21 protein-coding genes and 2 pseudogenes are annotated in these 23504 nt (G+C 56.6%); 16 read left to right on the forward strand and 7 right to left on the reverse strand.

Annotated features, from left to right (window positions below):
• Positions 1-31: 31 nt before the first annotated feature.
• From H6F59_RS07120 to H6F59_RS07145, 6 genes are all read left to right on the forward strand, one after another.
• Positions 32-1210 carry an amino acid ABC transporter permease gene (locus H6F59_RS07120; RefSeq protein ID WP_190696901.1) on the forward strand — a complete coding sequence of 393 codons (1179 nt, stop codon included), beginning with the start codon at positions 32-34 and terminating at the stop codon, positions 1208-1210.
• A 3-nt stretch (positions 1211-1213) separates the two neighbouring features.
• On the forward strand, positions 1214-2431 hold the full coding sequence (locus H6F59_RS07125) for an amino acid ABC transporter permease (RefSeq protein ID WP_190696904.1): 1218 nt from the start codon (positions 1214-1216) through the stop codon (positions 2429-2431).
• A gap of 184 nt (positions 2432-2615) precedes the next feature.
• Positions 2616-3395 carry an amino acid ABC transporter ATP-binding protein gene (locus tag H6F59_RS07130; protein ID WP_190696907.1) on the forward strand — a complete coding sequence of 260 codons (780 nt, stop codon included), beginning with the start codon at positions 2616-2618 and terminating at the stop codon, positions 3393-3395.
• 104 nt (positions 3396-3499) lie between these two features.
• Positions 3500-3886, forward strand: a complete 387-nt coding sequence (locus H6F59_RS07135; RefSeq protein WP_190696910.1) for a DUF2358 domain-containing protein — start codon at positions 3500-3502, stop codon at positions 3884-3886.
• A gap of 142 nt (positions 3887-4028) precedes the next feature.
• Complete coding sequence (locus tag H6F59_RS07140; protein ID WP_190696913.1) at positions 4029-4442, forward strand: hypothetical protein; 414 nt, start codon at positions 4029-4031, stop codon at positions 4440-4442.
• Positions 4443-4631: 189 nt separating this feature from the next.
• Positions 4632-5048 (forward strand): hypothetical protein, encoded by a 417-nt coding sequence (locus H6F59_RS07145; protein ID WP_190696916.1) that lies wholly within the window; start codon positions 4632-4634, stop codon positions 5046-5048.
• Between the two features lie 4 nt (positions 5049-5052).
• Here the strand turns inward: H6F59_RS07145 and serS are convergent, their stop codons facing one another.
• Positions 5053-6330, reverse strand: coding sequence for a serine--tRNA ligase (gene serS / locus H6F59_RS07150; protein ID WP_190696919.1), 1278 nt, complete (start codon positions 6328-6330; stop codon positions 5053-5055).
• Positions 6331-6404: 74 nt separating this feature from the next.
• Positions 6405-6644 (reverse strand): NifU family protein, encoded by a 240-nt coding sequence (locus H6F59_RS07155; RefSeq protein WP_017299982.1) that lies wholly within the window; start codon positions 6642-6644, stop codon positions 6405-6407.
• Positions 6645-6780: 136 nt separating this feature from the next.
• On the opposite strand from H6F59_RS07155, the pseudogene H6F59_RS07160 reads away from it, so the two are divergent.
• Both H6F59_RS07160 and H6F59_RS07165 read left to right on the forward strand, forming a co-directional pair.
• Positions 6781-7263, forward strand: a pseudogene (locus tag H6F59_RS07160) (ketosteroid isomerase family protein); the annotation flags it as partial.
• 398 nt (positions 7264-7661) lie between these two features.
• A pseudogene (locus tag H6F59_RS07165) lies at positions 7662-7943 on the forward strand (hypothetical protein); the annotation flags it as partial.
• A gap of 135 nt (positions 7944-8078) precedes the next feature.
• On the opposite strand, the gene H6F59_RS07170 reads toward H6F59_RS07165, so the two are convergent.
• Both H6F59_RS07170 and H6F59_RS07175 read right to left on the reverse strand, forming a co-directional pair.
• A complete protein-coding gene (locus H6F59_RS07170; RefSeq protein ID WP_190518150.1) occupies positions 8079-8222 on the reverse strand; it encodes a chlorophyll a/b-binding protein in 144 nt (47 codons plus the stop codon).
• A gap of 177 nt (positions 8223-8399) precedes the next feature.
• Positions 8400-8597: a chlorophyll a/b-binding protein gene (locus tag H6F59_RS07175; RefSeq protein WP_190518148.1), complete on the reverse strand. Its 198-nt coding sequence runs from the start codon at positions 8595-8597 to the stop codon at positions 8400-8402.
• 180 nt (positions 8598-8777) lie between these two features.
• Between H6F59_RS07175 and H6F59_RS07180 the strand changes: the two genes are divergently transcribed.
• Positions 8778-9542, forward strand: a complete 765-nt coding sequence (locus tag H6F59_RS07180) for an SDR family NAD(P)-dependent oxidoreductase (RefSeq protein ID WP_190696923.1) — start codon at positions 8778-8780, stop codon at positions 9540-9542.
• Positions 9543-9903: 361 nt separating this feature from the next.
• On the opposite strand, the gene codA is transcribed toward H6F59_RS07180, so the two are convergent.
• Together codA and H6F59_RS07190 are read right to left on the reverse strand one after the other, a co-directional pair.
• Positions 9904-11136: a cytosine deaminase gene (codA, locus tag H6F59_RS07185; RefSeq protein ID WP_190696926.1), complete on the reverse strand. Its 1233-nt coding sequence runs from the start codon at positions 11134-11136 to the stop codon at positions 9904-9906.
• A 202-nt stretch (positions 11137-11338) separates the two neighbouring features.
• A complete protein-coding gene (locus H6F59_RS07190) occupies positions 11339-11527 on the reverse strand; it encodes a replication restart DNA helicase PriA (RefSeq protein WP_190518145.1) in 189 nt (62 codons plus the stop codon).
• Between the two features lie 492 nt (positions 11528-12019).
• On the opposite strand from H6F59_RS07190, the gene H6F59_RS07195 reads away from it, so the two are divergent.
• Positions 12020-12883: a transglutaminase family protein gene (locus H6F59_RS07195; RefSeq protein ID WP_190696930.1), complete on the forward strand. Its 864-nt coding sequence runs from the start codon at positions 12020-12022 to the stop codon at positions 12881-12883.
• Positions 12884-12981: 98 nt separating this feature from the next.
• Here the strand turns inward: H6F59_RS07195 and H6F59_RS07200 are convergent, their stop codons facing one another.
• Positions 12982-14856 carry a protein kinase domain-containing protein gene (locus H6F59_RS07200; protein ID WP_190696933.1) on the reverse strand — a complete coding sequence of 625 codons (1875 nt, stop codon included), beginning with the start codon at positions 14854-14856 and terminating at the stop codon, positions 12982-12984.
• A 391-nt stretch (positions 14857-15247) separates the two neighbouring features.
• Between H6F59_RS07200 and H6F59_RS07205 the strand changes: the two genes are divergently transcribed.
• The 6 genes from H6F59_RS07205 (at position 15248) to H6F59_RS07230 (ending at position 23328) form a co-directional block, all read left to right on the forward strand.
• Positions 15248-16981: a bifunctional diguanylate cyclase/phosphodiesterase gene (locus H6F59_RS07205; protein WP_190696936.1), complete on the forward strand. Its 1734-nt coding sequence runs from the start codon at positions 15248-15250 to the stop codon at positions 16979-16981.
• A 41-nt stretch (positions 16982-17022) separates the two neighbouring features.
• Positions 17023-17391 carry a cupin domain-containing protein gene (locus tag H6F59_RS07210; protein ID WP_190518137.1) on the forward strand — a complete coding sequence of 123 codons (369 nt, stop codon included), beginning with the start codon at positions 17023-17025 and terminating at the stop codon, positions 17389-17391.
• A 496-nt stretch (positions 17392-17887) separates the two neighbouring features.
• Complete coding sequence (locus H6F59_RS07215) at positions 17888-19858, forward strand: long-chain fatty acid--CoA ligase (protein ID WP_190696939.1); 1971 nt, start codon at positions 17888-17890, stop codon at positions 19856-19858.
• Positions 19859-19972: 114 nt separating this feature from the next.
• Positions 19973-20422, forward strand: coding sequence for a YlqD family protein (locus H6F59_RS07220; protein WP_190696942.1), 450 nt, complete (start codon positions 19973-19975; stop codon positions 20420-20422).
• A gap of 129 nt (positions 20423-20551) precedes the next feature.
• A complete protein-coding gene (locus tag H6F59_RS07225) occupies positions 20552-21874 on the forward strand; it encodes a dihydrolipoamide acetyltransferase family protein (RefSeq protein WP_190696945.1) in 1323 nt (440 codons plus the stop codon).
• A 2-nt stretch (positions 21875-21876) separates the two neighbouring features.
• Positions 21877-23328, forward strand: coding sequence for an amidase (locus tag H6F59_RS07230; RefSeq protein WP_190696948.1), 1452 nt, complete (start codon positions 21877-21879; stop codon positions 23326-23328).
• Positions 23329-23504: the final 176 nt, after the last annotated feature.

The raw sequence follows: 23504 nt of genomic DNA on the forward strand, positions 1-23504 counted from the left end.
CTTTTGCATTGACCCAACGCAGGTGACATAGATGGTCCACGATAGCGGGAGCAGATCCTTCGACCTGAAGGCGATGCTGCGGGATGAACGCTTTTGGAAGATTGCCTTCCAGGTGATTACGCTGCTCGTTGTCCTGCTCTTGCTGAGCTTTTTCTTAGGCAACTTAAATCGCAACCTGATTCAGCAGGGGCGGGCCTTTGGGTTTAGCTTTTTGCGGAACCCGGCTGGCTTCAGCATTGGCGAAAGCTTGATTCAATATCGCCCCAACGACCCCTACTGGCGGGCGCTGATGGTGGGCTTGGGCAATACCTTGACCCTGGTAGTAGGCGGTATTGTGTTGACCACTGTGCTAGGCGTTGTAGCTGGGGTAGCAAGTTTTTCTAAGAACTGGCTGTTGCAAAAGCTTAGCCGTGTCTATGTGGGGCTGGTGCAGAACATTCCGCTGTTATTGCAGCTATTCTTTTGGTATTTCGCTATCTTTGGTGCCCTGCCCAACCCGGCTAACCAGATTGGGGTACTAGGGCTGGCTTTTTTAAACAATCGGGGGGTTTATATTCCTTGGGCCAGTAGTGCGCTGCTGGCCATATTGGGCATTGCGGCTACGGTTGGGGCGGCGATCGCCGCCCTTTTCCTCTGGCGCTGGCGCACCAAAATTCGCATTGAGACTGGGGTCGGCGGCCAGGCTCAGTCCATTGCTCTGGCGGTAGTGGCGTTAGCCTGGCTGGCCATTATCACCCTGGGTATGAACTGGACTGTACCGGAGGGCGTTGAGGGAGGTGGCGTTACCGGTGGCCTGCGTTTGTCGCGGGAGTATGTCGCCTCTCTGACGGCGCTGGTGTTCTATACCTCTGCGTTTGTGGCAGAGATTGTGCGGGCCGGTATTCAGTCGGTATCGAAGGGGCAGTGGGAAGCTGCCCGCACCCTGGGGCTAAATGCGGGCATGGTAATGCGGCTGGTGGTGTTTCCCCAGGCCCTGCGGGTGATCATTCCACCCATGAACAGTCAGTACATGAACCTGACTAAAAACTCCAGCCTGGCCTTTGCGATCGCCTTTCCTGAAATTTATTCGATCGCCACTACCACCTATAACCAAACTGGTAGACCGGTTGAAGTCTTTGTGGTCATGATGGCCACCTACTTAACCCTCTGTCTACTCATAACTGTGGTGATGAACCAATTCAACCGATCTGTGCAGTTTAAGGAGCGCTAAGCTATGACCTCCGTAACGCCTGACTCTCTCTCTTCTGCACCCCCTGAAATATTGGCCCTGGGACCGGTGGCCTGGGCCAAAAAAAATCTGTTCAGTGACTGGTTCAACAGCCTCCTGACCGTCGTTATTGTCGGTATCCTCGGCTGGGGTATTTTTCGCCTTGCTTCTTGGGCTTTGACCGTCGCTCAATGGCAGGTCATACCCAATAACTTCGGTCTGTTTATGACCGGAACCTTTCCCTCAGGGCTATATGCCCGCATTTGGGCACTGTTGGCTGTGGTTTGCGGTTTGGCAGGGCTGTCATGGGGAGTGCTGGGGCGCAATGTCTCTATCCTGTTTAGCCGCAGCGTGCTGATTGGCCTGGGGCTAGTATGTGCCTTTATTGTGCTGTTTCCGCCGACTCGGCCCAGTTCCTTAAAGCTGCTGCCGATGGTGGCGCTGGTGGCGATCGCCGCCGCAGGGGGTCGCCAGGTAGGGCGAAAATTCCCGGGCATTGGCAAATGGGTGTCTCTAGCCTGGTTTTTGTCGTACTTCGTGGCTCTGTGGCTGATTGGCGGTGGCCTCGGGCTCACCCCCGTATCCACCAACGACTGGGGCGGGCTGGTGCTGACGCTGTTTACCGCCGTGAGCGGTATTGTGCTGTGCTTTCCGCTGGGGCTGCTGCTGGCCCTGGGGCGGCGCAGTGCGCTGCCGGTGGTGCGCTTGCTATCTACCGTCTACATCGAACTGGTGCGGGGTGTGCCCCTGGTGGCCTTTCTATTCATGGGGCAGGTGATGATTCCGCTGTTTTTGCCGATTGGGTCGCGACCCGATCGCATTTTACGGGCGGTCATTGCGCTGGCTCTGTTTAGCGCGGCCTACCTGGCCGAAAACGTGCGGGCGGGCTTGCAAGCGGTACCTCGCGGTCAGCGCGAGGCCGCTATGTCTTTGGGGCTCAATACTCCCACTACCCTGGGCCTGATTATTCTGCCTCAGGCGCTCAAGATCGCGATTCCGGCGATCGTCGGGCAGTTTATCAGTCTGTTTCAGGACACAACGCTGCTATCGATTGTGGGTCTGGCAGAGCTATTGGGTATTGGTAAATCAATCTTGGCCAACCCAGCCTATTTAGGACGCTACGCCGAGGTCTATCTGTTCCTAGCGGTGATCTACTGGTTCTTTTGCTACGCCATGTCCTTGGCCAGCCGCAAAATTGAGGAGAAGCTCAATACTGAACACTAGCTGCTTTGGCAAAATATCTCTCCGTGTAACAGTTGACAGTCTGAAATCTAGAAACCTTCTAGGGTTGAGGCAAAATAGCATTATCTTGCGCTAGCGCCCTGGCCTGTCGGGTTTAGCCATAGTGAAAACGTTCGTTTCGTGAGTTGTTAGCAGCCCTGAGGGCGCGATCAAGAGGAAACCTTTCATGACACAGTTTCAGACGGAGCAACCCTCTGCCCACCACATGAGCACCGAGCCGGTGATTGTGGCCCGCGATGTGGAAAAGTGGTACGACAACGGTTTCCACGTGCTCAAGGGCGTCAACATGACGGTCTATAAGGGTGAAGTGCTGGTAGTGATGGGGCCGTCTGGGTCAGGCAAGTCGACCTTTATTCGCACCTTTAACGCCCTGGAGCCCTATCAAAAGGGCTCCATTGAGGTCGATGGCATCACGATTTCCCACGACCTAAAAAACATCGAGGCCATCCGCCGTGAAGTGGGCATGGTGTTTCAACAGTTCAACCTGTTTCCCCACCTGACGGTGCTGCAAAACGTGACGTTGGCCCCCATCTGGGTGCGTCGCTGGCCCAAGGCCAAGGCGCAAGAAGTCGCCATGCAGCTACTAGAGCGAGTGGGCATTTTGGAGCAGGCCCACAAGTTCCCCGGTCAGCTGTCGGGTGGTCAACAGCAGCGGGTGGCGATCGCCCGTTCCCTCGCCATGCAGCCCAAAGTCATGCTGTTCGACGAACCCACCTCTGCCCTCGACCCCGAGATGGTGCGCGAGGTGCTTGATGTCATGCGGGGCCTAGCAAAGACTGGCATCACAATGGTGTGCGTTACCCACGAGGTGGGTTTTGCCCGTGAGGTGGCCGATCGCGTCGTGCTGATGGATGGCGGCTACCTCATCGAAGAAAACACTCCCCAGGAGTTTTTCAGCAACCCCCGCGAAGACCGCACCCAAAAGTTTCTTTCTCAGATTTTGTAGATATAGGACAAAACCTTGTCCTCTGCACAGTTGGTAATAGGACTTTGGTCTAGATGAGGCAAACTTAGGGTTAAGCTACGGCATTGCCCTGAGGGCTCAACCCCATGGATATTCTTGAACAGATTCGCATCGACTACGAACGGTTCCCCGAAGATCAGAGCTACCACCTCTACGCTGAGGATGTGTACTTTAAAGACCCGCTAAACAAGTTTCGCGGCGTCAATCGCTACCGGCTCATGATTGGTTTCATCAGCCACTGGTTTAAGGATGTCAACCTGCAACTGCACGGCATTGAGTACTCTAACCCCAACCAAATTGACACCCGCTGGACGCTGAGCTGGATAGCGCCGGTACCTTGGCAGCCGCGGATGAGCATCCCCGGTCGCAGTGAGCTTGGTCTAGGGGAAGACGGCAAGGTGATATCCCACATTGACTATTGGGATTGTTCTCGACTGTCGGTGCTCAAGCAGTTGTTTGCTTTGCGAACCTAGGTCTTGAACTCAACCCAAGCTGCTGAACCATGAGTTAATCAACTCGGATAGCGCTTCAATGAGCCGAGACTCTGTGGGTAAGCTAGAGACGTTAACGGGCAAGATTACTGCCACAATCGATCTAGATCTGTAGAGGATACCTATGCGGCTGCTACAAAAGGTGCTGGCTGGGGTTTGCCTATCTTTTGGGCTGTTCATTGTGCTGGCCGTAACAGTTGAGATCTTTAACCCTACTAGTGACGCCGAAGACCGTTCGGGCGCGGTGGCGGCCATAGTGATATTTGGGCTGCCACCGACCGCTCTAGGTGCCTGGCTGATCTGGAACTTGCGCCAGCAACACGAGCGATCGCTGGAAACCCTCGCCGATCAGCAAGAGCAGCGGTTTCTCCAGCTCCTTCAAGACCACAAAGGCGACCTGACAGTGCTTCAGTTTGCCACCGCAACCCAACTGTCGCTCGAAGAGTCCAAAGTTTATCTCGACGAAAAAGCGCAGCAGCTAAATGCCTCGTTCGACGTTTTAGACAACGGAGCCGTAGTCTACCGCTTTCCCCTATAGGCGTCTACGAGTCAAATAGATAGGGGCCGCCCAATAGAGTACCGGCAGGATCGGTCATAGCTTGCCAGGGCAACTGAGTTGCTTCTTATTATAAAGAGGGTTATGCGTGGCCAATCTCTGTAGGCTAGATGGAGAAACAAGGGCTACGATAACCGTCAAAGTCGAGAGCGACCGGTAGAGGAGACGGCTATGCGGATGTTACAGAAGGCCTGGGCTGGAACTTGCCTGCTGTTTGGCCTATCAATTACCCTTCTAGCGACAACCCAACTAGTTAGCCCCGACGACGATGATTGGGAAGACAGGGCCGAGACTGGTTTAGCGTTGGTCATGTTTGGCGTCGCTCCCACGGCACTGGGCTCCTGGCTGGCGTGGAATCTGCGTCACGGCAATCAGCAAACATCCCAATTACTGTCACTACAGCAAGAGCAGATGTTTTTGCAGCTGCTTCAAAACCAAGAGGGAGACCTCACCATCATTCAGTTTGCTGCCGCCGCGCAGATACCGGTTGAGCAGGCCAAAGCGTTCCTCGATCAAAAAGCTCAGGTGCTCAACGCGTCCTTTGATGTCAAAGACACCGGGGCGATCGTCTATCGCTTTCCTCTGTAGACGTCTACAGATACTCGCGGTTGAGGTAGGGTTGCAGTACCTCAGGTACTCGCACCGAGCCGTTGGCCTCCTGGTAGTTTTCGAGAATGGCGGCCATGGTGCGGCCAATGGCTAGGCCAGATCCGTTGAGGGTGTGTACATACTGAGTGCCTTTTTGCCCGGCCTCCTTGAAGCGCAGATTAGCGCGGCGGGCCTGAAAGTCTAGACAGTTCGAGCAGCTAGAAATCTCCCGATAGCTGTCGGAAGAGGGCATCCACACTTCGAGATCGTAGGTTTTGCAACTTGAGAAACCTAGGTCGCCGGTGCAGAGCGCCAGCACCCGGTAGGGCAGCTTGAGCTGTTGCAGAATGTCTTCGGCATCACCCACCAGCGCCTCTAGCTCGTCGAAGGAGGTGTCCGGGTGAACGAATTTGTACATCTCCACTTTGTTGAACTGGTGGAGGCGAATTAGCCCGCGCGTGTCTTTGCCGTAGCTGCCGGCCTCGCGGCGAAAGCAGGGCGTATAGGCGCAGTAGTGAATCGGCAGCTGATCAGCGGCGAGAATGTCGTCGCGGTGCAGGTTGGTGAGAGGCACCTCGGCGGTGGGAGTAAGCCACAGGTCATCGTTGCGGCACTGAAAGCTTTCTTCAGCAAACTTGGGCAGTTGGCCTGAGGCGGTCAGCGCGGCAGAGTTTACTAGGTAGGGAGGAATGACTTCGTAGTAGCCCGCTTTGGTGTGGCGATCGAGCATGAACGAAATTAGCGCCCGTTCTAGCGCTGCACCTGCGCCTTTTAGGACGACGAAGCGGCTTTGGGCAATTTTTTCGGCAGCACGCTTAAAGTCAAGAATGCCAAGGATTTCGCCAATTTCCCAGTGGGGCTTAGTGGGCTGTTTGGGCAGATACTCGTCGCCCCAGCGGCGCACTTCGACATTTTCGGTTTCGTCTTTGCCAACGGGAGTGGTGTCGCTGGGCAGGTTGGGCAAGCCCAGCAGAATAGCCTCGATCTGGGCTTTAATCTCGCGCTCCTGGGGTTCCAGAGTTTGCAGCTCAGTTTTGACCTGGTTGCCTTCGTCTTTAAGGGCGGTGACTTCTGGACCGTTGGGAGCGGCCCCGGCTTTGATGGTTTGGCCAACCTGTTTGCCGATCTCGTTGCCGCGGGCCTGAAGCTGCGATCGCACCGTTTCGATCTGGCGTTGCTGCTGGTCTAGCTCTAGCAGCGGGGTCAAATCATACTTGCCCCGCTTACCCAGAGCAGACTGCACCCGCTCCGGGTTTTCTCGTATTTGCTTTAGATCTAGCACAGCAGCCCTCTACAATCTGAAATCTGATTTTTTGACAAAAAACTCCTTGCCAATAAATCAGAATATCAGCATTCCTAAAATACCTGCTCGATCTCAGCGATTTCAGGAATAAACTCGCGCAGGCGACGCTCAATGCCCATGCGCAGCGTCATGGCCGAGCTGGGGCAAGAGCCACAGGCGCCCTGCAGACGGAGTTTGACCACTGGGCCGTCGATTTCGACCAGCTCAACATTGCCGCCGTCGGCCAGTAGGTATGGGCGCAGTTCATCCAAAACCTGTTCCACGTTGGGAGGGGTAAGTGCAAGCGTTTCCATGGGCTATAGCTACCAAAAGTATTGAGAGGCCATCTCCATTCTAAGGATTTTGGCCCCAAACCAGAGCCTGATCTAATCGACAGATCTCCCCAGTGATAAAAGCTATCTCTTCCCTAGCGCAATCTCTATGGGAAACAACATGGGGTTTGATGCCAAGCAAATGGGCAGCTACACCCGCGTTTCTGAACCGGTTCCGCCGCCCCAGGATATGGCTAAGCGCAGCCAAGTCACCATTGAGGGGGTCACCAACCCTACCGTGCTGGCCTCCATGGACAACCTCAATGCCAACGACTTCAACGAGCTGATTGAACTTTTCACCCCTGACGGTGCGCTACAGCTTCCCTTTCAGCGCCTCATTACCGGCAAAGAAGGCATTCTTCGGTTCTTTCAGGAAGATTGCCAAAATCTCAAGCTGATTCCAGAGCGCGGAGTCACCGAGCAGGCGGAAGATGGCTTTACCCAAATCAAGGTGACCGGCAAGGTGCAGACGCCTTGGTTTGGCGCTGGCGTTGGCATGAATATTGCCTGGTGATTTTTGCTCAACCCCGAGGGCAAGATTTTCTTTGTCGCCATTGACCTGCTGGCCTCACCGAAGGAACTGCTTAACCTGGTTCGCTAGGACGATGGTTGTAGAGGGTGGGTTAGCCGGGCGATCGCCAGCCTGAGGGTCTAATTCAACCTAGGCTCACTTGAGGCTGGCTCATCGCTGGCTACCCGTGTATCCTTTCCTGGCTGTTGGGTCTCTCCCGAAACGGAAGACCCAGCAGCCAGCATTGTTTTGGGTCTGGCCAAGGTAGGTGTAGGGCGGTGGCTAAGGCTCGCTCAGCGTCCAATCAACATTGCAAAGTTTTGCAACATGTCTCTAATATAGAAAAACGTTAAACAAAATCATTGGCTGAGTAATGGCTTAGCCGATGGCGGTTATGGCATTTTTAACGATCTTTTCTCGAGATTCTTTCTTTAAAGTTGCAATGCATACCAGTGAACTCTAGTGGTATCTGAGGAAAAAGACTTGCTAAGGCAGCGATCGCAACGGCCTATAGCCGCGAGATCAACGGATTAGTCCAGGTTGTGCGCGATCGCGCCAACAGCCTCAACAGCATGGATGACCTTTGGCAACTCCACGACTTTCTTAGCGCGCGCCGTCACGAACTCGACGGCAAATATGACGATCGCGAGTCGGCGCTGCTGTTTGTCTTTTCGAGTTTTGTGAAAGAAGGCTGGCTGAGCTTAGACGAGCTAGAGGGGCTAGACCCAGCCAAACTATCGCAGATTACTGCCCTCACCCGCATGTTCTAATCCGGTTCGCAGATTCAGAACGGGCTGCTTAATTTTGGCAAGTTTGGAATTACATAAATGAAGGGGAGGCGCTAAAACTAGCGCCTCCCCTTTCATCTGTTATTTAGTTTTTTAACCTATGGGGTTGTAGAAACTTTACATGAGGCCGATTTGGGACAGAATGCCTTGCCCGGTTAGAAACTCGGTAGCTACACCAATGACGAAGCCTAGCATGGCTAGACGGCCGTTCCAGGTTTCTGCAAAGTCTACAAAGCCGAACTTGGTTTGGTTGGTTTCCATGGTGGATATTTCCTAAGTGATAAGAGGGCCAAAAATCAATATCCTGTTACTTAACGTAACACAGGTGTTTTCGATTGTGGGTATGGAAACAATGACTTTTTGATTAGGGTGATTTAATCGCTAAGGCCGTTAGCGCTAGCCCAAACTCAGCAAAGGCTTTGGCTATAGATGAGTTAGTCAAGTAACAATGCCGTGGCCTGTGGCTGCTTCAAACAGCACCGCCGATGCAAAGCCCAGCATCGCTAGACGACCATTGAGCTTCTCAGGGTATTCGTTAAAGCCAAACTGCTGACTGTCATCGACGTAAACTTTTGGTTCAACGGCAAAGTTATTCAGACGACCGCCCTCTTCGGTGGTGTAACCGCTAGTGGTCATAGGTTGTTCTCCTTTGCTTTGTGGCTCGATTGTGACTCAATGTAAACAAATATTGCAATACTCTTTACATTTTTGATGAATTAAGCTGCGCTGTACATTGGCTATAGCTGCCCTGTCCCCGGTTGCGAAGAGCAGGGCAGCGGCAAAACTCTGGGCGCTGAACTACTAACGGCAAAGGCTATGACTTTGATTGATTTGCAGGGCAGCACGGTGTTGGTTACGGGAGCCTCGCGAGGAATTGGGTCTGCGATCGCTCGCACTCTACACGATGCTGGAGCGGCAGTTATTCTTCACTACAGTCAAGGTGAGGCCGAGGCTGAACAGCTCGCCACTGACCTAGGGCACGAGCGCACTCACTTGGTTCAGGCTGACTTGGCGGTGCCGGGGGCGGCCCTAGTGTTGTGGGAACAGTCCTTGGCCTGGCGAAGCAGCGTGGATGCTGTGATTAACAATGCCGCGACGATGCCCGCCGCCTCGATTACGGCTGAGTGGGAGCAGTGGGCAACGGCCTGGCAAGACACGCTTCAGGTCAACCTTGTGGCTATGGCCGATCTGTGTCGAGAGGCGATTCGCTACTTTCAGACTCAAGGGGGCGGCACGTTGGTTAATTTGGCTAGTCGGGCGGCGTTTCGGGGTGATGGGCCAGAGTTTATGGCCTATGCGGCGTCGAAGGGTGGGGTGATCGGGTTGACTCGTACGATCGCGAAGGGGTTTGCTGCAGATGGGGTGCGGGCCTATGCGATCGCGCCGGGTTTTGTGCGTACCGATCGCATTGAGCAGGTGATGGCGGAGCGGGGGGCAGAGTATGTGACGCGGGATATTCCGATGGGGGCGCCAGCGGAGCCGCAGGATATTGCTAATTTGGTGGCGTTTTTGGTGGCGGGGTTAGCGCCCCACGCGACGGGGGCGACGTTTGATGTGAATGGGGCGTCTTATTTTCACTAGAGGAATGCAATGAATTGCTCCCCTCGCCCTCTGGGAGAGGGATTGGGGGAGAGGGCTGTTGGTAGGGTAAGCACTGCCCACTGTTAGGATCAGGTTTTTCTAGCTAAGGATCTGGGCTTGCGGCGCACAATCTGGGTCAAAGCCAAATCTGCTGCCGGGGCCATTTCGCTGGCCCCAGACCCCCATCGAGAAAGGCGTTCCGCCGCCCTTCACCCCACGGAAAGGACTGGCCGATCATCGGTTTAAACCTCCATCTTGCAAATTGGCCTGTGGCTAACACTCATCCCTACTTTCTCACCCTCCTCATCCCCTCACCTTCCTCAACAACCCATCCACCCATCCACCCTTTAACCCCCACTCCCTACTCCCACTTCACCTCTGCCGGCTTCGTCTGCACCAGCAGTTTGCCCCGCGAGAAAACATGGGTGACGGTGGCGCGGCGGCAGATGGCGTCGTAGGGGCTGTCGGCGTCGAGAACGATGAAGTTGGCGGGTTTGCCGACTTCAAGGCCGTAGGAGTCTTTTAGGGCAAGGGTTTTGGCGCCGTTGGTGGTGATCATGTCGTAGCAGGCGGCGATTTCGTCCTGGCCGGTCATCTGGCAGACGTGGACGGCCATGGAGGCGACGTCGAGCATGTTGCCGGTGCCCAGGTTGTACCAGGGGTCTTGCACGCAGTCGTGGCCGAGGCTGACGTTGATGCCCTGCTGCCAGAGTTCTTTGACGCGGGTGACGCCGCGCCGTTTGGGGTAGGTGTCGGTGCGGCCCTGGAGGGTGATGTTAATCAAGGGGTTGGCGATGAAGTTGATCTGCGATCGCGCCAGTAGACCCATGAGCTTGAAGGCATAGGCGTTGTTGTAGCTGGCAAAGGCGGTGGTGTGGCTGGCGGTGACTCGTGGTCCTAGGTCCGATCGCACGGCGCAGGCGGCGACTACTTCTAAAAAGCGCGATTGGTCGTCGTCGATTTCGTCGCAATGGATGTCGATCAGGCGATCGTAGCGCTGGGCTAGCTCAAAAATGCGGTTTACTGACTGGACGCCGTCTTCACGGGTCATTTCGTAGTGGGGAATGCCGCCGGCGGCGTCGGCCCCCAGTTTGAGGGACTCCTCCATTAATTCAAGATTGCCGGGGCTGCCGTAGAGGCCGTCTTGGGGAAAGGCAACGACTTGCACGGTGATCCAGTCTTTGACGGTGTCGCGGACTTCGAGCAGGGCTTTGAGGGCGGTAAGGCTGGTTTCGCTGACGTCGGCATGGGTGCGCACAAAGAGCACTCCCTGCTGAGCTTGGAGCTTGAGGGTGGCGATCGCCCGCGCTTTGACATCTTCTAGGGTGAGAAACTGTTTGCGATCGCGCCAGATCTCAATGCCTTCAAATAGGGTGCCACTCTGGTTCCAGCGGGGCTGTCCTGCCGTCAGTGCCGAGTCAAGGTGAATGTGTGATTCTACGAAGGGTGGGCTCACCAGCTTGCCGATAAGGGCAAACTCCTGGGCGGCTGAGATGGCTAAATGGGGTTCTATTGCTCGTATGCGGCCATCTTCAAGGCCGATATCGACTGACTCGCCGCTGGGCAGCTTACCGTTTCGCAAAATCATGTCCATGGCTAGCCCCTTTGGCGCAGTTTGCCCTATCGCTATGGCCTCGACTATACCAACTTCGCCCCAGCCAGAGACATCCCTAGTGGGCGACCCCTTATTAAAAATCCCCGACGCTGCCGCTGAGGCAATGCCGGGGATAACAAATTTGAGATTACCTAGGGGGGAAGAACCCTAGGGGGTTGCCGGTCAATTGGTCGAGCCTAAGCTAGCAAGCTGAAGCGGCGAATATACCTGGTGCGTGGGCTTCAATCACATTGCCGGTGACGGCGCAGGTAATCATGAGGTAGTCACAAGCGGCGCACTGAGTTTGCACCTGCTGGTCGGGGTAAGTGTGATGCCTTTCGGCTAGGTGTCCACAGTTGGGGCAGTGTACTTGTTGAGAATGACCAATCATTTTGTAACTCCGGCAGCTTTTTGACAGAACAATTAAGGGATATTATTGGGGTTAGATCTTATTAAAAAGAACTCCCGCAATGGACAAAACATCACGGGAATTACCTGAGTGGCACTCAAAAAATACAGGCCAAAATCTCATCTTCCCTGATGTTTATTATCGCCTCGTTTATTAGAGGGGTAAGTTTATTTTATAAATCCTTAATCTTGGGATCAAGCTTGGGGCAATGATCCCCGCCTTTAGATAGAGCTAGCAAGCCAAGGATTGATACGGCTGTTTACAATTCTGAGTCGACGGATATCGATCGGTTATCGTGCTTACTCTTTAATCTCCGAGTTCGGATCCCGCCTTTTTGTTCTGATTTCGGGGATCGCTAGTTTTTTGTTGACTCTTGTAGTTAGGCTCAGAAGCAGAAAACAAGTTTGTCTAGCTTGGTGTGACGTTATTGCCTGTCTGTGCTCTGCTAGGTTTCTGCTCAATTCTTATTTGGCTATGCGCTATCAAATTCGCCACCTAACCCGCTACTGCTATCAGCAGCCCGTTACCTTGCGGCCCCACACCCTGCGCCTGCGACCCCGTAGTGACGGTGCTCAGCAGCTGTGGCATTTTACCCTTGAGGTTGTCCCAAAGCCAACTCAGCAGAGCGCGATCGCAGACACTGACGGCAACAGCACTGTAGGCCTATGGTTCGCGCCTAACCCAGTAGAGCAGTTTGAGATTATCACTACCGCTGAGGTTGAGACCTACCGCACCAACCCCTTTGATTACCTGGCTGAGCCCTGGGCCACCACGTTGCCCATCGACTACCCCACCAGCCTGCGAACCACACTAGCGCCCTACTTGGCTTCAGTCAGCGTTCCCACCCTTGGGCCAGGAGTAATCGACCTGGCCCAGACGCTGGCTCACCAGGTAGAGGGCAACGTCGGCCTTTTTTTGACCGCTCTAGTGGGCCGCATCTACGAAACTTGCGAGTACACCAACCGACCGACGGGCGCTCCCTGGCCGGGGGGCATCACCTGGGGCAAAAAGCAGGGCAGCTGCCGCGACTTTGCCGTGCTGTTTATGGAGGCCTGCTGGGCGGTAGGAGTGGCGGCTCGCTTTGTCAGCGGTTATGAGGAGGGCGATCGCACAAGGCTCGATCGCGACCTGCACGCCTGGGCTGAGGCCTACGTGCCCGGCGGCGGCTGGCGCGCCTTTGACCCTACCCAAGGCCTAGCGGTCAGCGATCGCCACATTGCTCTAGTGGCTAGCCCCTTTCCGGCGCAAACTCTGCCTGTCAGCGGCACGACTCGAGAGGGGAGCCGGGTGGGGTCTAGTCTAGAGACCGAGATTCGGGTAGAGGTACTGGGGGATTAGAAGGCGGGGAAGGTCAGGGAGATGAGGAGGGTGAGGAGGTGGAGAAGATGAGAGTGAAGAACTTTCCATCAACCCATTACCCCATCACCCCGTCACCCTCATCTCCCCAGAGTTTGCCGCGCCCGCTTGCGCAACTCCTTAGCCGGACCGTAGTCGGGGTCAATCTGCAGAGCTTTCTCGAGGGCAATAATCGACTGATCGTAGCGCTGGAGATCCCAAGTAGCCTCGCCGCGCACGGTCCAGGCCTCGACCGACTCGCGGTTGCGGGCGATCGCCTGGTCGATGGCCGCAATGGCCTCGGCGGAGCGACCTAGCTTTTGCAGCACGCGACCCCGGTCGAGCCAAGCCTCAAACATGGCTGGCATCTGGCGGTTGGTGCTCTCATACAGCTCTAGGGCGGCCAGCAGCTTGCCCTGCTGTTCCTCTGCATTGCCCTTGCTGCGGACGGCCTCAGGATAGTAGGTGCTGTAGGCCAGAGCGTCGTCGCAGGCAACTATGGCCTCCAGGGGGCGTTTGAGGGCAATGAGGGCTCGGCAGCGCCCTAGGTAGGCTGGCGCATAGTCGGGCTGGCTCTCGACCGCTTGGTTGTAGGTAACGAGGGCGTCGGGGTAGCGGCCCTGGTAGCGCAGGCGATCGCCCTGGCGGGTTAGGTAGACTGCTTTCTCTTCGGGAGGCAGCAGCAGGCCAAAATCGGTGGTTAGGGTAGGAATTGCCGCTGCTTGAAACGGTACGGCAGCACCCGGGGTCGGTTCAAAGGCAATGGTGAGGCCGCTGCGCCAGAGCACTAGAAGGCTAATCGCCCCAATTAAACTGCTGACCACCATCGATCGGTGGCGATGGGACTTCAACTCCTCTACTGCCAGATTTGAAGACACCAGCGGCACCGCTCCACTGGCGCCGTAGGCTAAATCGACTGGAAACAGTGAAGTGGACTCTTGATCGTCGGCAAAGGCCGTGGGCTCCGAGGTTTCGGTGGGGCCTATGGCAGTGTCGCTGTCGTCTCCCGGAAACGTTGGCCCTCGACCGTTGGCCCCCTTCATCCAGGTTTGGTAAATTTGGGTGCCCAGCAGGCCGTGCAGGGGGTTGGGCAGATTTTGTAGGGCTTCGAGGGCTTCTTGAGCAGTAGGGTAGCGATCGCGAAAGTCGTAGCGCACCATCTTGTCGAGCACTGCCGCCAGCGACGATGACACCGTCGGGGCATGGTGGCGCCAGGACAGCTCGCTAGTGATGGGGTCTTCTTCAATTTTTTGAGGATGGATGCCAGTTAGAGCCCGAATGCCGAGAATGCCCACGGCATACACGTCGCTGCTAAAACGAGGCTTGCCGGCATACTGCTCGTTGGGCATATAGCCGTGGGTACCAATGGCCACAGTGATGTTGGTGGCACCAGTCTCGGCGTCTAGCAGGGGCGACGAGGTGACCTGCTTAACTGCCCCAAAGTCGATCAGCACCAGCTTGCCGTCGCGGTGGCGGCGGATCAGGTTAGAGGGCTTAACGTCACGGTGAATCACCTGCTGGCGGTGGACAAAGGAGAGAATCTCCAGAACCTCCTGGAGCAGCAGCACCACCCGCGTTTCTGACCAGGGTTTGCCCTCTTCGACCTGTCGGTTGAGGCGGCTACCCTCAATATATTCCTGAGCCAGATAAAACTCTTGGCCCTCTTCAAAGTGGGCCATCAGTGCCGGAATTTGGGGATGGTTGCCCAACTGATAGAGCACCCGAGCTTCGGTGTCGAACAGCCGTCGGGCCATATCGAGGGTGCCGGTGTCTTTGTCCTGTACCTTGAGCTGCTTGATCACACACCGAGGGTGGTTCGGCAGGTGTATATCAGTCACCAAAAAGGTGCGGCTGAACCCCCCTGACCCCAGCCGTCGGACAACTTGGTACCGTCCTCCTAGTAATGTTTGCTCCATGCTGCCCAGAATGTCTTTGTCAGCCTGGTCATTTAACTGCGGACCTAAAACTAGACCCATTGCCCAGCGGCAGGCCAGCTAGCTTGGTTGCCCATAGCTTCAGCAAAGCCTTTGGCAATACTAGCCGGCTTCAGGATTTCGCTTCGGCTCCGAGGTCAGTCTGTTGTGTAGAACTGTCGCGTCAAATCTCTCCACCGATGCACCAGCTTTAGTTTAGGGCTTGACTGGCTTCCTTGAGCTGACCCCAGGGGCAGCCCCTGGCGACCTTACACATCCTTTACAGCACTTTATCTTAATCTCAAGCCAGATCAGGGCTTTACGCTTAAGGGAGCGATCGCCCCAGGCGAGCCCCAGCTAGTATTTTGGGCAAGCTAAATCTACCAGGTGCGATCGCCCCATCGATAGACTGGCTCTGAGTTTTCGCTACCTCCCCTTTGTTCACTTCTGCCCTATGTCACAGCCCTCTTGCCCCGATGCCGAGATGTACCTGGCCGTGCTGAGCGCCCTGCCCGACGCGGTCGTTGTGGTTGACCTAAATGGGGCACTGCTATTTTGCAATGCGGCGGCCAAGGCATTGCTTCCAGGGGGAATCGCTGGGTTAGGGGGCAGCGGTAACCAGCCAGATTACCAGGTGCTCGATCCGCAGCAGCAGCCCCTAACCCCGGCTGAGCTGCCCTTAAACCGAGTGCTCGTCGGCCAGCGCCTGCACAACGAAGAATTGATCTTGGCCGTGGAGCAGCCTCCCCAAACCCATTGGGTGGCCTGTAGCGGTGGGCTGTCTTCTGGTATGGCGCTGCTGACCCTGCGCGATATTTCCGCCGCCAAACAGCAGGAAGCCAGTTTGGTGCAGCAGGCCTTCTATGACCCACTCACAGGGCTGCCCAACCGTCATTTGTTGATCGATCGTCTCGGCCAGGCCCTAGCCTGTGCCCAGGATGACCCTCATCGGGTGATGGCGCTGCTGGTTATTGGTTTAGAGCAGTTCAAGCTGATCAACGACAACCTAGGGCACCAGGTGGGCGACGAAATGCTAGTCGAACTAGGGACCCGCCTCCAGGCCCAAGTTGGTTCCGACAACACCGTTGCGCGGCTGGGGAGAGACGAGTTTGCTGTATTGCTAGACAATTTGACCAGCCAGGCTAGCGCGATCACGCTAACTGAAACCATTCACGCGATAGTGCAGCAACCCTTTGGGCTGCAGCCGCAGCAGGTTCATGTCAACGCCAGCATTGGTGTTGCCTTTGGCTCTGAGACCTACCAAAGCGCATTCGACTGGCTGCGCGATGCTGATGCGGCCATGGAGCAAATTAAAGAGCATCCTGACCTGGGTTGGCAGGTGTTTGACAGTTCTCTCAGGGTGCAACAAGATCTGCGCCTGCAAACCGAAGTTGACCTCCGCCAGGCCCTCGATCGCGGTGAGCTACGGCTGCACTACCAGCCCATTGTCATCATCAGCAACGAAGAAATTTGCGGCTTTGAGGCCCTGGTGCGGTGGCAGCATCCCACCCGAGGGCTGCTGATGCCGGGGGAGTTTATCCACATTGCCGAGACCAGCGGGCTGATCATTCCCCTGGGCTGGTGGGTGCTGACCGAAGCCTGTCGGCAGATGCAGGTGTGGACTGAGCAATACCCAGCTATGGCTGAGTTTACGGTGAGCGTTAACATGTCGAGTAAACAGTTTTCGCAGCAGAATATTGTTGAGAAAATCCAGAAAATTTTGGATGACACCGGCTTTGTGGCCCGTCGACTCAAAATTGAGCTGACCGAAGGGGTGCTGATCGATCACTCCGACGGCATTATTGCTACCCTCCAGCAAATCAGGGCCATAGGCATTAAGCTGCTGGTGGATGACTTTGGCACGGGCTATTCTTCCCTGAGCTATCTGCACCGCTTCCCCTTTGACTGCCTTAAGATCGATCGCTCCTTCATTGAAAACGCCGACCAAGACTTTGAAAAGCTGGAGATTTTGCAGTCGGTAGTGCGCTTAGCCTGGAACCTGGGCCTCGATGTAGTTGCCGAAGGGGTAGAGACCCCGCGCCACCACGCCCAGCTTAAGGCGCTGCGGTGCGAGCTGGGTCAGGGTTATCTGTTTTCCCGTCCCCTAGCGCCCGCCGCCGTTGAGGCTATGATGGCGGAGAAAGCCGCCTCTTTGTCCGACCTTCCCACTGTCACCCGCCCCACCTAGGTCGGCGCCGCTGGTAGAAGGGTGCTGTAACTGCCGCTGCCATGCTGATTCGTAAACTGCTTGACTGCCCTGAATTTGTTGCCGGTGACGGTACCCAGCTGCGAGAGCTGTTGCACCCCGACAAGCAAGACCTTGCCCTACGCTACAGTTTGGCCCACGCAGTATTGCCAGTGGGGCAGGTGTCTACCCCCCACGCCCTCACCACTTCTGAGGTGTACTACATTCTGGCGGGGCAGGGGGAAATGTCTATTGACGGCGAAACTAGCTTGGTCGAGCCGGGGGACGCTGTGTACATTCCGCCCCATGCCCGCCAACATATTCGCAACACCGGAGATAGCCCGTTGGTGTTCATTTGCCTGGTTGACCCCGCCTGGCGCCAGGAAGACGAGACGGTGTTTGAGGCTGGCTAGCGTGAGCGTAGTATGAGGGGCCTCCAGACAGCTTGGTGAAGCGCAGTTTGAAGTAGCTGCCAGTAGGCTTTGACCCGCTGCCCCAGGCTGCGGCGGGGTGGTTTGAGGCTACAGCGTCTGAGCTGCCCCAGCAATTGGGCCAAGGCAGCGTCCCCCTCGGCCAGCTGGGCGGCCAAGCAGTGGGGTTTGTTTTGGCAAGAGGTGCATAACATGAGCACTTGAGTCTCGCTGGACTCGAATACAGAACTTGGCGGAACGGTTTCAGCGGTTGCTAGGCCGTCTAACCCTGACTATCTATATTTTGCGCCGCCAAAAATAAAAGCTGTTCGCGATGAGCTGAATACAGTCTGAAGGTTTGCGATCGCACCCAATCTCTCTCCCCAGCCAGTTCAACTTCTGGAAGGAGCAATGTTAAGGCCTATAAGCTTTAGGGCTAGCCTTGAGTCAGGCTGCGGTAGGATTACCGCAGGCTTTTTCTAAACTCTTGGTGGCCGCTATGCCCGTATCTACAACTGCATTGCAAGAGGTGCGACAGCGCGATCGCGCCTGCCTAGAAGCCCACAATCCCTACGAACGGCTCCAGGCTCTGCACGAAGTTTGGCCGATTGCGGCGGAGAAATACGGCGATACGGTAGCCCTCAACGACCCCCACTACAAGCCCGCCGCCACCCTCACCTACCGTCAACTAGCTGAGGCCATTCGCACCTTCGCCAGCGGCTTGCAGGCCCTAGGGGTTGAAAACCGCGCCCATGTAGCCCTGTTTGCCGACAACAGCCACCGCTGGTTCATTGCCGACCAGGGCATTATGACCGCTGGCGGCATGAACGCTGTGCGCAGCGCCACCGCCGAGAAAGAAGAACTGGCCTACATCGCCGAGCACAGCGAGAGCACGGTGCTGGTGGTAGAAACCTTGGCGCTGCTGAAGCGACTGCGCGATCGCATTGAAACCCTGCCCATTCCCCTGGTGATTTTGCTGTCGGACGAGGAACCGCCCGAGGGCGATCGCCTCAAAATTCTTAACTTCGCTCAGCTAATGGCCTTGGGGAGCAATCATCCTTACACCCCAGTCCCTATCAAGCCCGAAGATTTGGCCACGCTGATCTACACCTCCGGTACTACTGGCCAACCCAAGGGGGTGATGCTCAGCCACCGCAACCTGCTGCACCAGATCAACACCCTGGAGGCGGTGGTGCAGCCCAAACCGGGCGATCGCGTGGTGGGCATTTTGCCCTCCTGGCACAGCTTTGAGCGCACCGCTGAATACTTTTTGCTGTCGCGGGGCTGCACCCAGACCTACAGCAGCATTCGCCACCTCAAGGCCGACCTCAAGGCCACCAAACCTCAGTACATGGTGGGGGTGCCCCGCCTGTGGGAGTCGATTTACGAAGGGGCGCAAAAGCAGTTTCGTGAACAAAGCCCCGGCAAGCAAAAGCTGATCTTCACCTTTTTTGGCCTTAGCCAGCGCTACGTCGAAAACCTCTGGCGCTACCAGGATATGAAAATCGACGAGCCTGGCCTGCCATCCCTGAAGCGACTGGGTTCAGGAATAGCCGCCCTGGCCCTGTGGCCCCTGCATCAGCTGGGCAAAAAGCTGGTCTACGGCAAAGTGCGCGAGGCGACCGGCGGTCAGGTGAAGCAGCTGATCAGCGGCGGCGGCTCTCTGGCTCGGCACATCGACATTTTCTTTGAAATCATCGGCGTACCCCTGCTAGTGGGCTACGGCCTCACCGAAACGGCGCCGGTGCTCTCGGCCCGCCGCCCCTGGCGTAACCTTCGCGGGGCCGCAGGGCAACCCATTCCCTTTACCGAAATCAAGGTGGTGGATCCTGAAACCCGCCAAGATCTGCCCCAGGGTGACCAGGGGCTAGTGCTGGCGCGGGGACCGCAGATTATGGAGGGCTACTACCGTAACCCTGAGGCCACTCAAAAGGCCATCAACCCCGAGGGCTGGTTTGACACGGGCGACCTGGGCTGGATCAGCCGCGATGGCAACGTGGTGCTCACCGGACGGGCCAAGGACACCATCGTGCTCACTAACGGCGAAAACATTGAGCCGCAGCCCATCGAAGACGCCTGCATTCGCAGCAAATACATCGACCAGATTATGCTGGTGGGTCAAGATCAGCGATCGCTCGGTGCTCTGATCGTGCCTAACCTAGAGGCTTTGCAGGCCTGGGCGGCCACTCACTCGCTGTTCGTGGCGGTGCCGGGCGATGACACCCCCGCCTCCGCCGACTGCACCGCCATTACCCTCGACGATGAACGGGTGCAGAAGCTGTTTCGCGATGAGCTGGGTCGCGAGGCTAAAGATCGCCCTGGCTATCGCCCCGACGATCGCGTCGGCCCCTTCCGCCTGGTTCTCGAACCCTTCTCCGTCGACAACGGCTTGCTCACCCAAACCCTAAAAGTCCGCCGTCCCGTGGTTACGGCCCGGTATCGCGATATGATTGACGCGATGTTTGTGTAGCTGTCGGTGGTGTAAAGACTTCACCAACCTGCGGTTGTGCCACGCAGAATAGTCCGGCCATGCCTGCTGGTGGTCGTAGTCCGTATTGGTAATTTCTTTATTGCGTCAAAGATTATGGATGAGAATCAAACGCTGCTGCTCAAGCGGGTGGTCAACATTAAAGCCATTGTGACTCCCCTGTGGAAAGAAGAAGCCCAAAAGCAGCTACAGGCCCAAATTAACCAGGTTGACGGTCGTCTGCAGCAGCTCGAAATGCAGGGCCAGCGCATGGTAGCTGAGTTGCAAAAACAGGCCGAAGGGCAGCCCACCAGCGGCACCATTCAGCAGCAGATGGGCAATATTCAGAATCAGCTCAACCAAGACAAGAGCAAGCTTCTCCAGCAAAAGAACCAGAGCCTACAGCAGCTCCAGGAAGTGCAGACCATAGCGGTCGATGCCGAAGTGGAGCAGGGCAAGGTCGAGAGTTTTTTCAATGTCTCGGTGGGCGACAATCTGGTGCGCAAGCTCCAGGTCGAAATTTTGATCAAGGACGGCGTGATTCAAGAGATTCGCGGCGAACTCTAGTCTAGGCGCGTTTTAGCTCGCCCCCGTTTGAACGTTTTAAACGCTCGAACGGTTCAGCCTTGGGGATAGAATAAATCCTTGGCATCTCTGCTGCTCTGTCGTTTTAACTCTGTTTCGGAAGTCACCTCCATGATTCGCGAAGTCTTTATGCCTGCCCTCAGCTCAACTATGACCGAAGGCAAGATTGTGTCTTGGGTCAAAGCCCCCGGCGATAGGGTGGAAAAAGGCGAAACGGTGGTGATTGTCGAGTCCGACAAGGCCGACATGGATGTGGAGTCGTTCCACGAAGGGATCTTGGCCGCCATTGTGGTGGAAGCAGGCGGCACAGCCCCAGTGGGTGAGGCGATCGCCCTGTTGGCCGAAACCGAAGCCGAAGTTGAAACCGCTAAACAGCAGGCCGCTGCTAAATCCGGTACCGCCGGAGGTGACTCTGCCCCCAATCCTGAAGCTGCTGCCCCGGTGGCCGTGGTTGAAGCTCCGGCCCCTGCTGCCCAAAATGGAGCGTCCTCCGGCCGTAGCGGTCGAGTGGTTATTTCTCCCCGCGCTCGCAAGCTGGCCAAAGACCTCAAGGTAGACCTCACTAGCCTCCAGGGCAGCGGCCCCCACGGTCGCATTGTGGCCCAAGATGTAGAGCTAGCAGCGGGTAAAAATCCTACTGTCACCGGTCCGGTGGCAACGCCTCTAGCAGCGGTGGTGCCGCCGGTGTCTGTGGCTCCCGCTGCCGCCCCTATGACTCCCGCCGCTGCTCCAGCGGCTCCAACTCCCAGTGCGGCACCTCTAGGCCAGGTCGTGCCCTTCAACACCCTGCAGCAGGCCGTCATTCGCAACATGGTGGCCAGTCTGGCGGTGCCCACCTTCCACGTAGGCTACACCATCACCACCGACAGTTTGGATGCCCTCTACAAGCAAATCAAGTCTAAGGGGGTGACCATGACTGCGCTGCTGGCCAAGGCCGTAGCTGTCACCCTCCAAAAGCACCCCCTACTCAACGCCGGCTTTACCGACCAGGGCGTGCAGTACCACTCAGGCATCAATATCGCTGTGGCGGTGGCGATGGAAGGGGGCGGCCTGATTACCCCGGTGCTGAAGAATGCCGACCAGTACGATATCTATTCGTTGTCGCGCACCTGGGCCGACCTGGTGGCGCGATCGCGCTCCAAGCAACTTCAGCCCGATGAGTACACCTCTGGCACCTTCACCCTGTCGAACCTGGGCATGTTTGGAGTCGATCGCTTCGACGCGATTTTGCCGCCAGGGCAAGGATCGATTCTGGCGATCGGGGCCTCTCGCCCCACGGTGGTCGCCACCCCGGAGGGCTTGATGGGTGTCAAGCGCCAGATGCAGGTCAACATCACCTGCGATCACCGCGTCATCTATGGGGCAGATGCTGCCGCTTTCCTCAAGGATCTGGCCAACGTGATTGAAAACAATCCCCAGTCCTTAACCCTGTAGCTATGAATTCAGTCGATCTTGCCTTCTTGCCCGCCCTCGAACAAGCTCGGCTGATTCGCAATAAAGACATCTCGCCCCTAGAGCTAGCGGAAATTTATCTGGAGCGCATCGAGCGGCTCAACCCGGCCCTGGGGGCCTATGTGACGGTGATGGCAGAACAGGCCCTAGCCGATGCCAGGGCTAAAACCGAGCACTTGGTGAGCAATCCTGAAGGTTTGCCGCCGTTGTTTGGAGTAACGGTCTCTGTCAAAGATCTGAACCCAGTGGAGGGGGTGGCCTGCGCCTATGGGCTCAAGGCCGCCTGCAATCTCATTGCCCCCGAAGACGACTACATCGTCGGCAAGCTGCGCCAGGCGGGGATGATTATTCTGGGCAAAACCGCCACCTCCCAGCTTGGTTCGCTGCCCTACACTGAGCCACCAGGCTTTCTACCTGCCCGCAACCCGTGGAATTTGAACTACACGCCAGGGGGCTCCAGCGGCGGGGCGGCAGCGGCCTTGGCGGCAGGGCTGTGCGCAATTTCCCAGGGCTCGGATGGTGGCGGTTCGCTGCGCGGCCCGGCCTTTTGCTGCGGCCTAGTGGGCATGAAGGCTTCTCGGGGACGAATCAGCTTTTCACCCATAGGAGAGCGGCTTAACGGGCTGGCGGTTAATGGCCCCCTGGGACGTACCGTGGCTGACACAGCCGCTCTGTTGGATGTGCTCAGCGGTTACGAAGTGGGTGACCCCTACTGGCTACCCGATCCAGAGCCGTCGTTCTTGGCTGGGCTGGATGCGCCGCCCAAACCGCTGCGAATCGGTTACGCTACCCGGCTTGACCCCATTGGTGAGGTTGACCCTGTCTGCCGCCAGGCCATCTACGAAACCGTGCAGCAGGTCGAAGATCTGGGTCACAGGGCTGAAGAGGTGATTTTTCCCAACCTGGCAGACTTGATCGAGCCCTTTGTGGTGGTGTGGCAATCGGTGTTGACCGAGGTGGGCGTGCCCTGGGTAGTCATGGAAAAGATGAATCGCTGGCTCTACTGGCGGGCCTGGCGAATTAACAGCGGCGCCTATCTGCGATCGGTGACCAAGCTCCAGCAAGTGGCTCGCCAGGTCGTGAGATTTTGTCAGCCCTACGATGTATTGATTTTGCCGGTGTTTATGCACCCCACGATCAAAGTTGGTGAGTGGAAGGGGCTGCGATCGCCCAAAGTGCTTGAAAATGTCATCAACTGGGTCGCCCCCTGTCCACCCTTTAACGCCAGCGGCCAGCCCGCCCTGGCTATTCCCCGAGGCTTTGGTCCCAACGGATTGCCCCTCGGCGTGCAGCTGGTAGGTCGCCCTGCTGACGAAGCCACTTTGCTTGCTCTGGCCGCGCAGCTTGAACAGGTTAGCCCTTGGAGCAACCAGCGGCCTGCGTTTGCCACAGAAATTGGCGGCTCCGAACCCAGAGATGCCGCCCCGATCGCGTAGAAGTAAGATTTTACGGTCACTGTTGTTGCGGTCACTGGCTGGGGCTAACGCCAAGCCAGGTTAATTCGCAGTGCTCTCGCTGTTAAGATGAATAGAGTGAGAACCTGTTTCAATTCAAAATGAATTTCACGTCAATTGTCCTCGTCTGAAATGAGCGCTCGGCAATCCCCTTTGAA

Source organism: Nodosilinea sp. FACHB-141 (assembly GCF_014696135.1).
Classification (GTDB): domain Bacteria; phylum Cyanobacteriota; class Cyanobacteriia; order Phormidesmidales; family Phormidesmidaceae; genus Nodosilinea.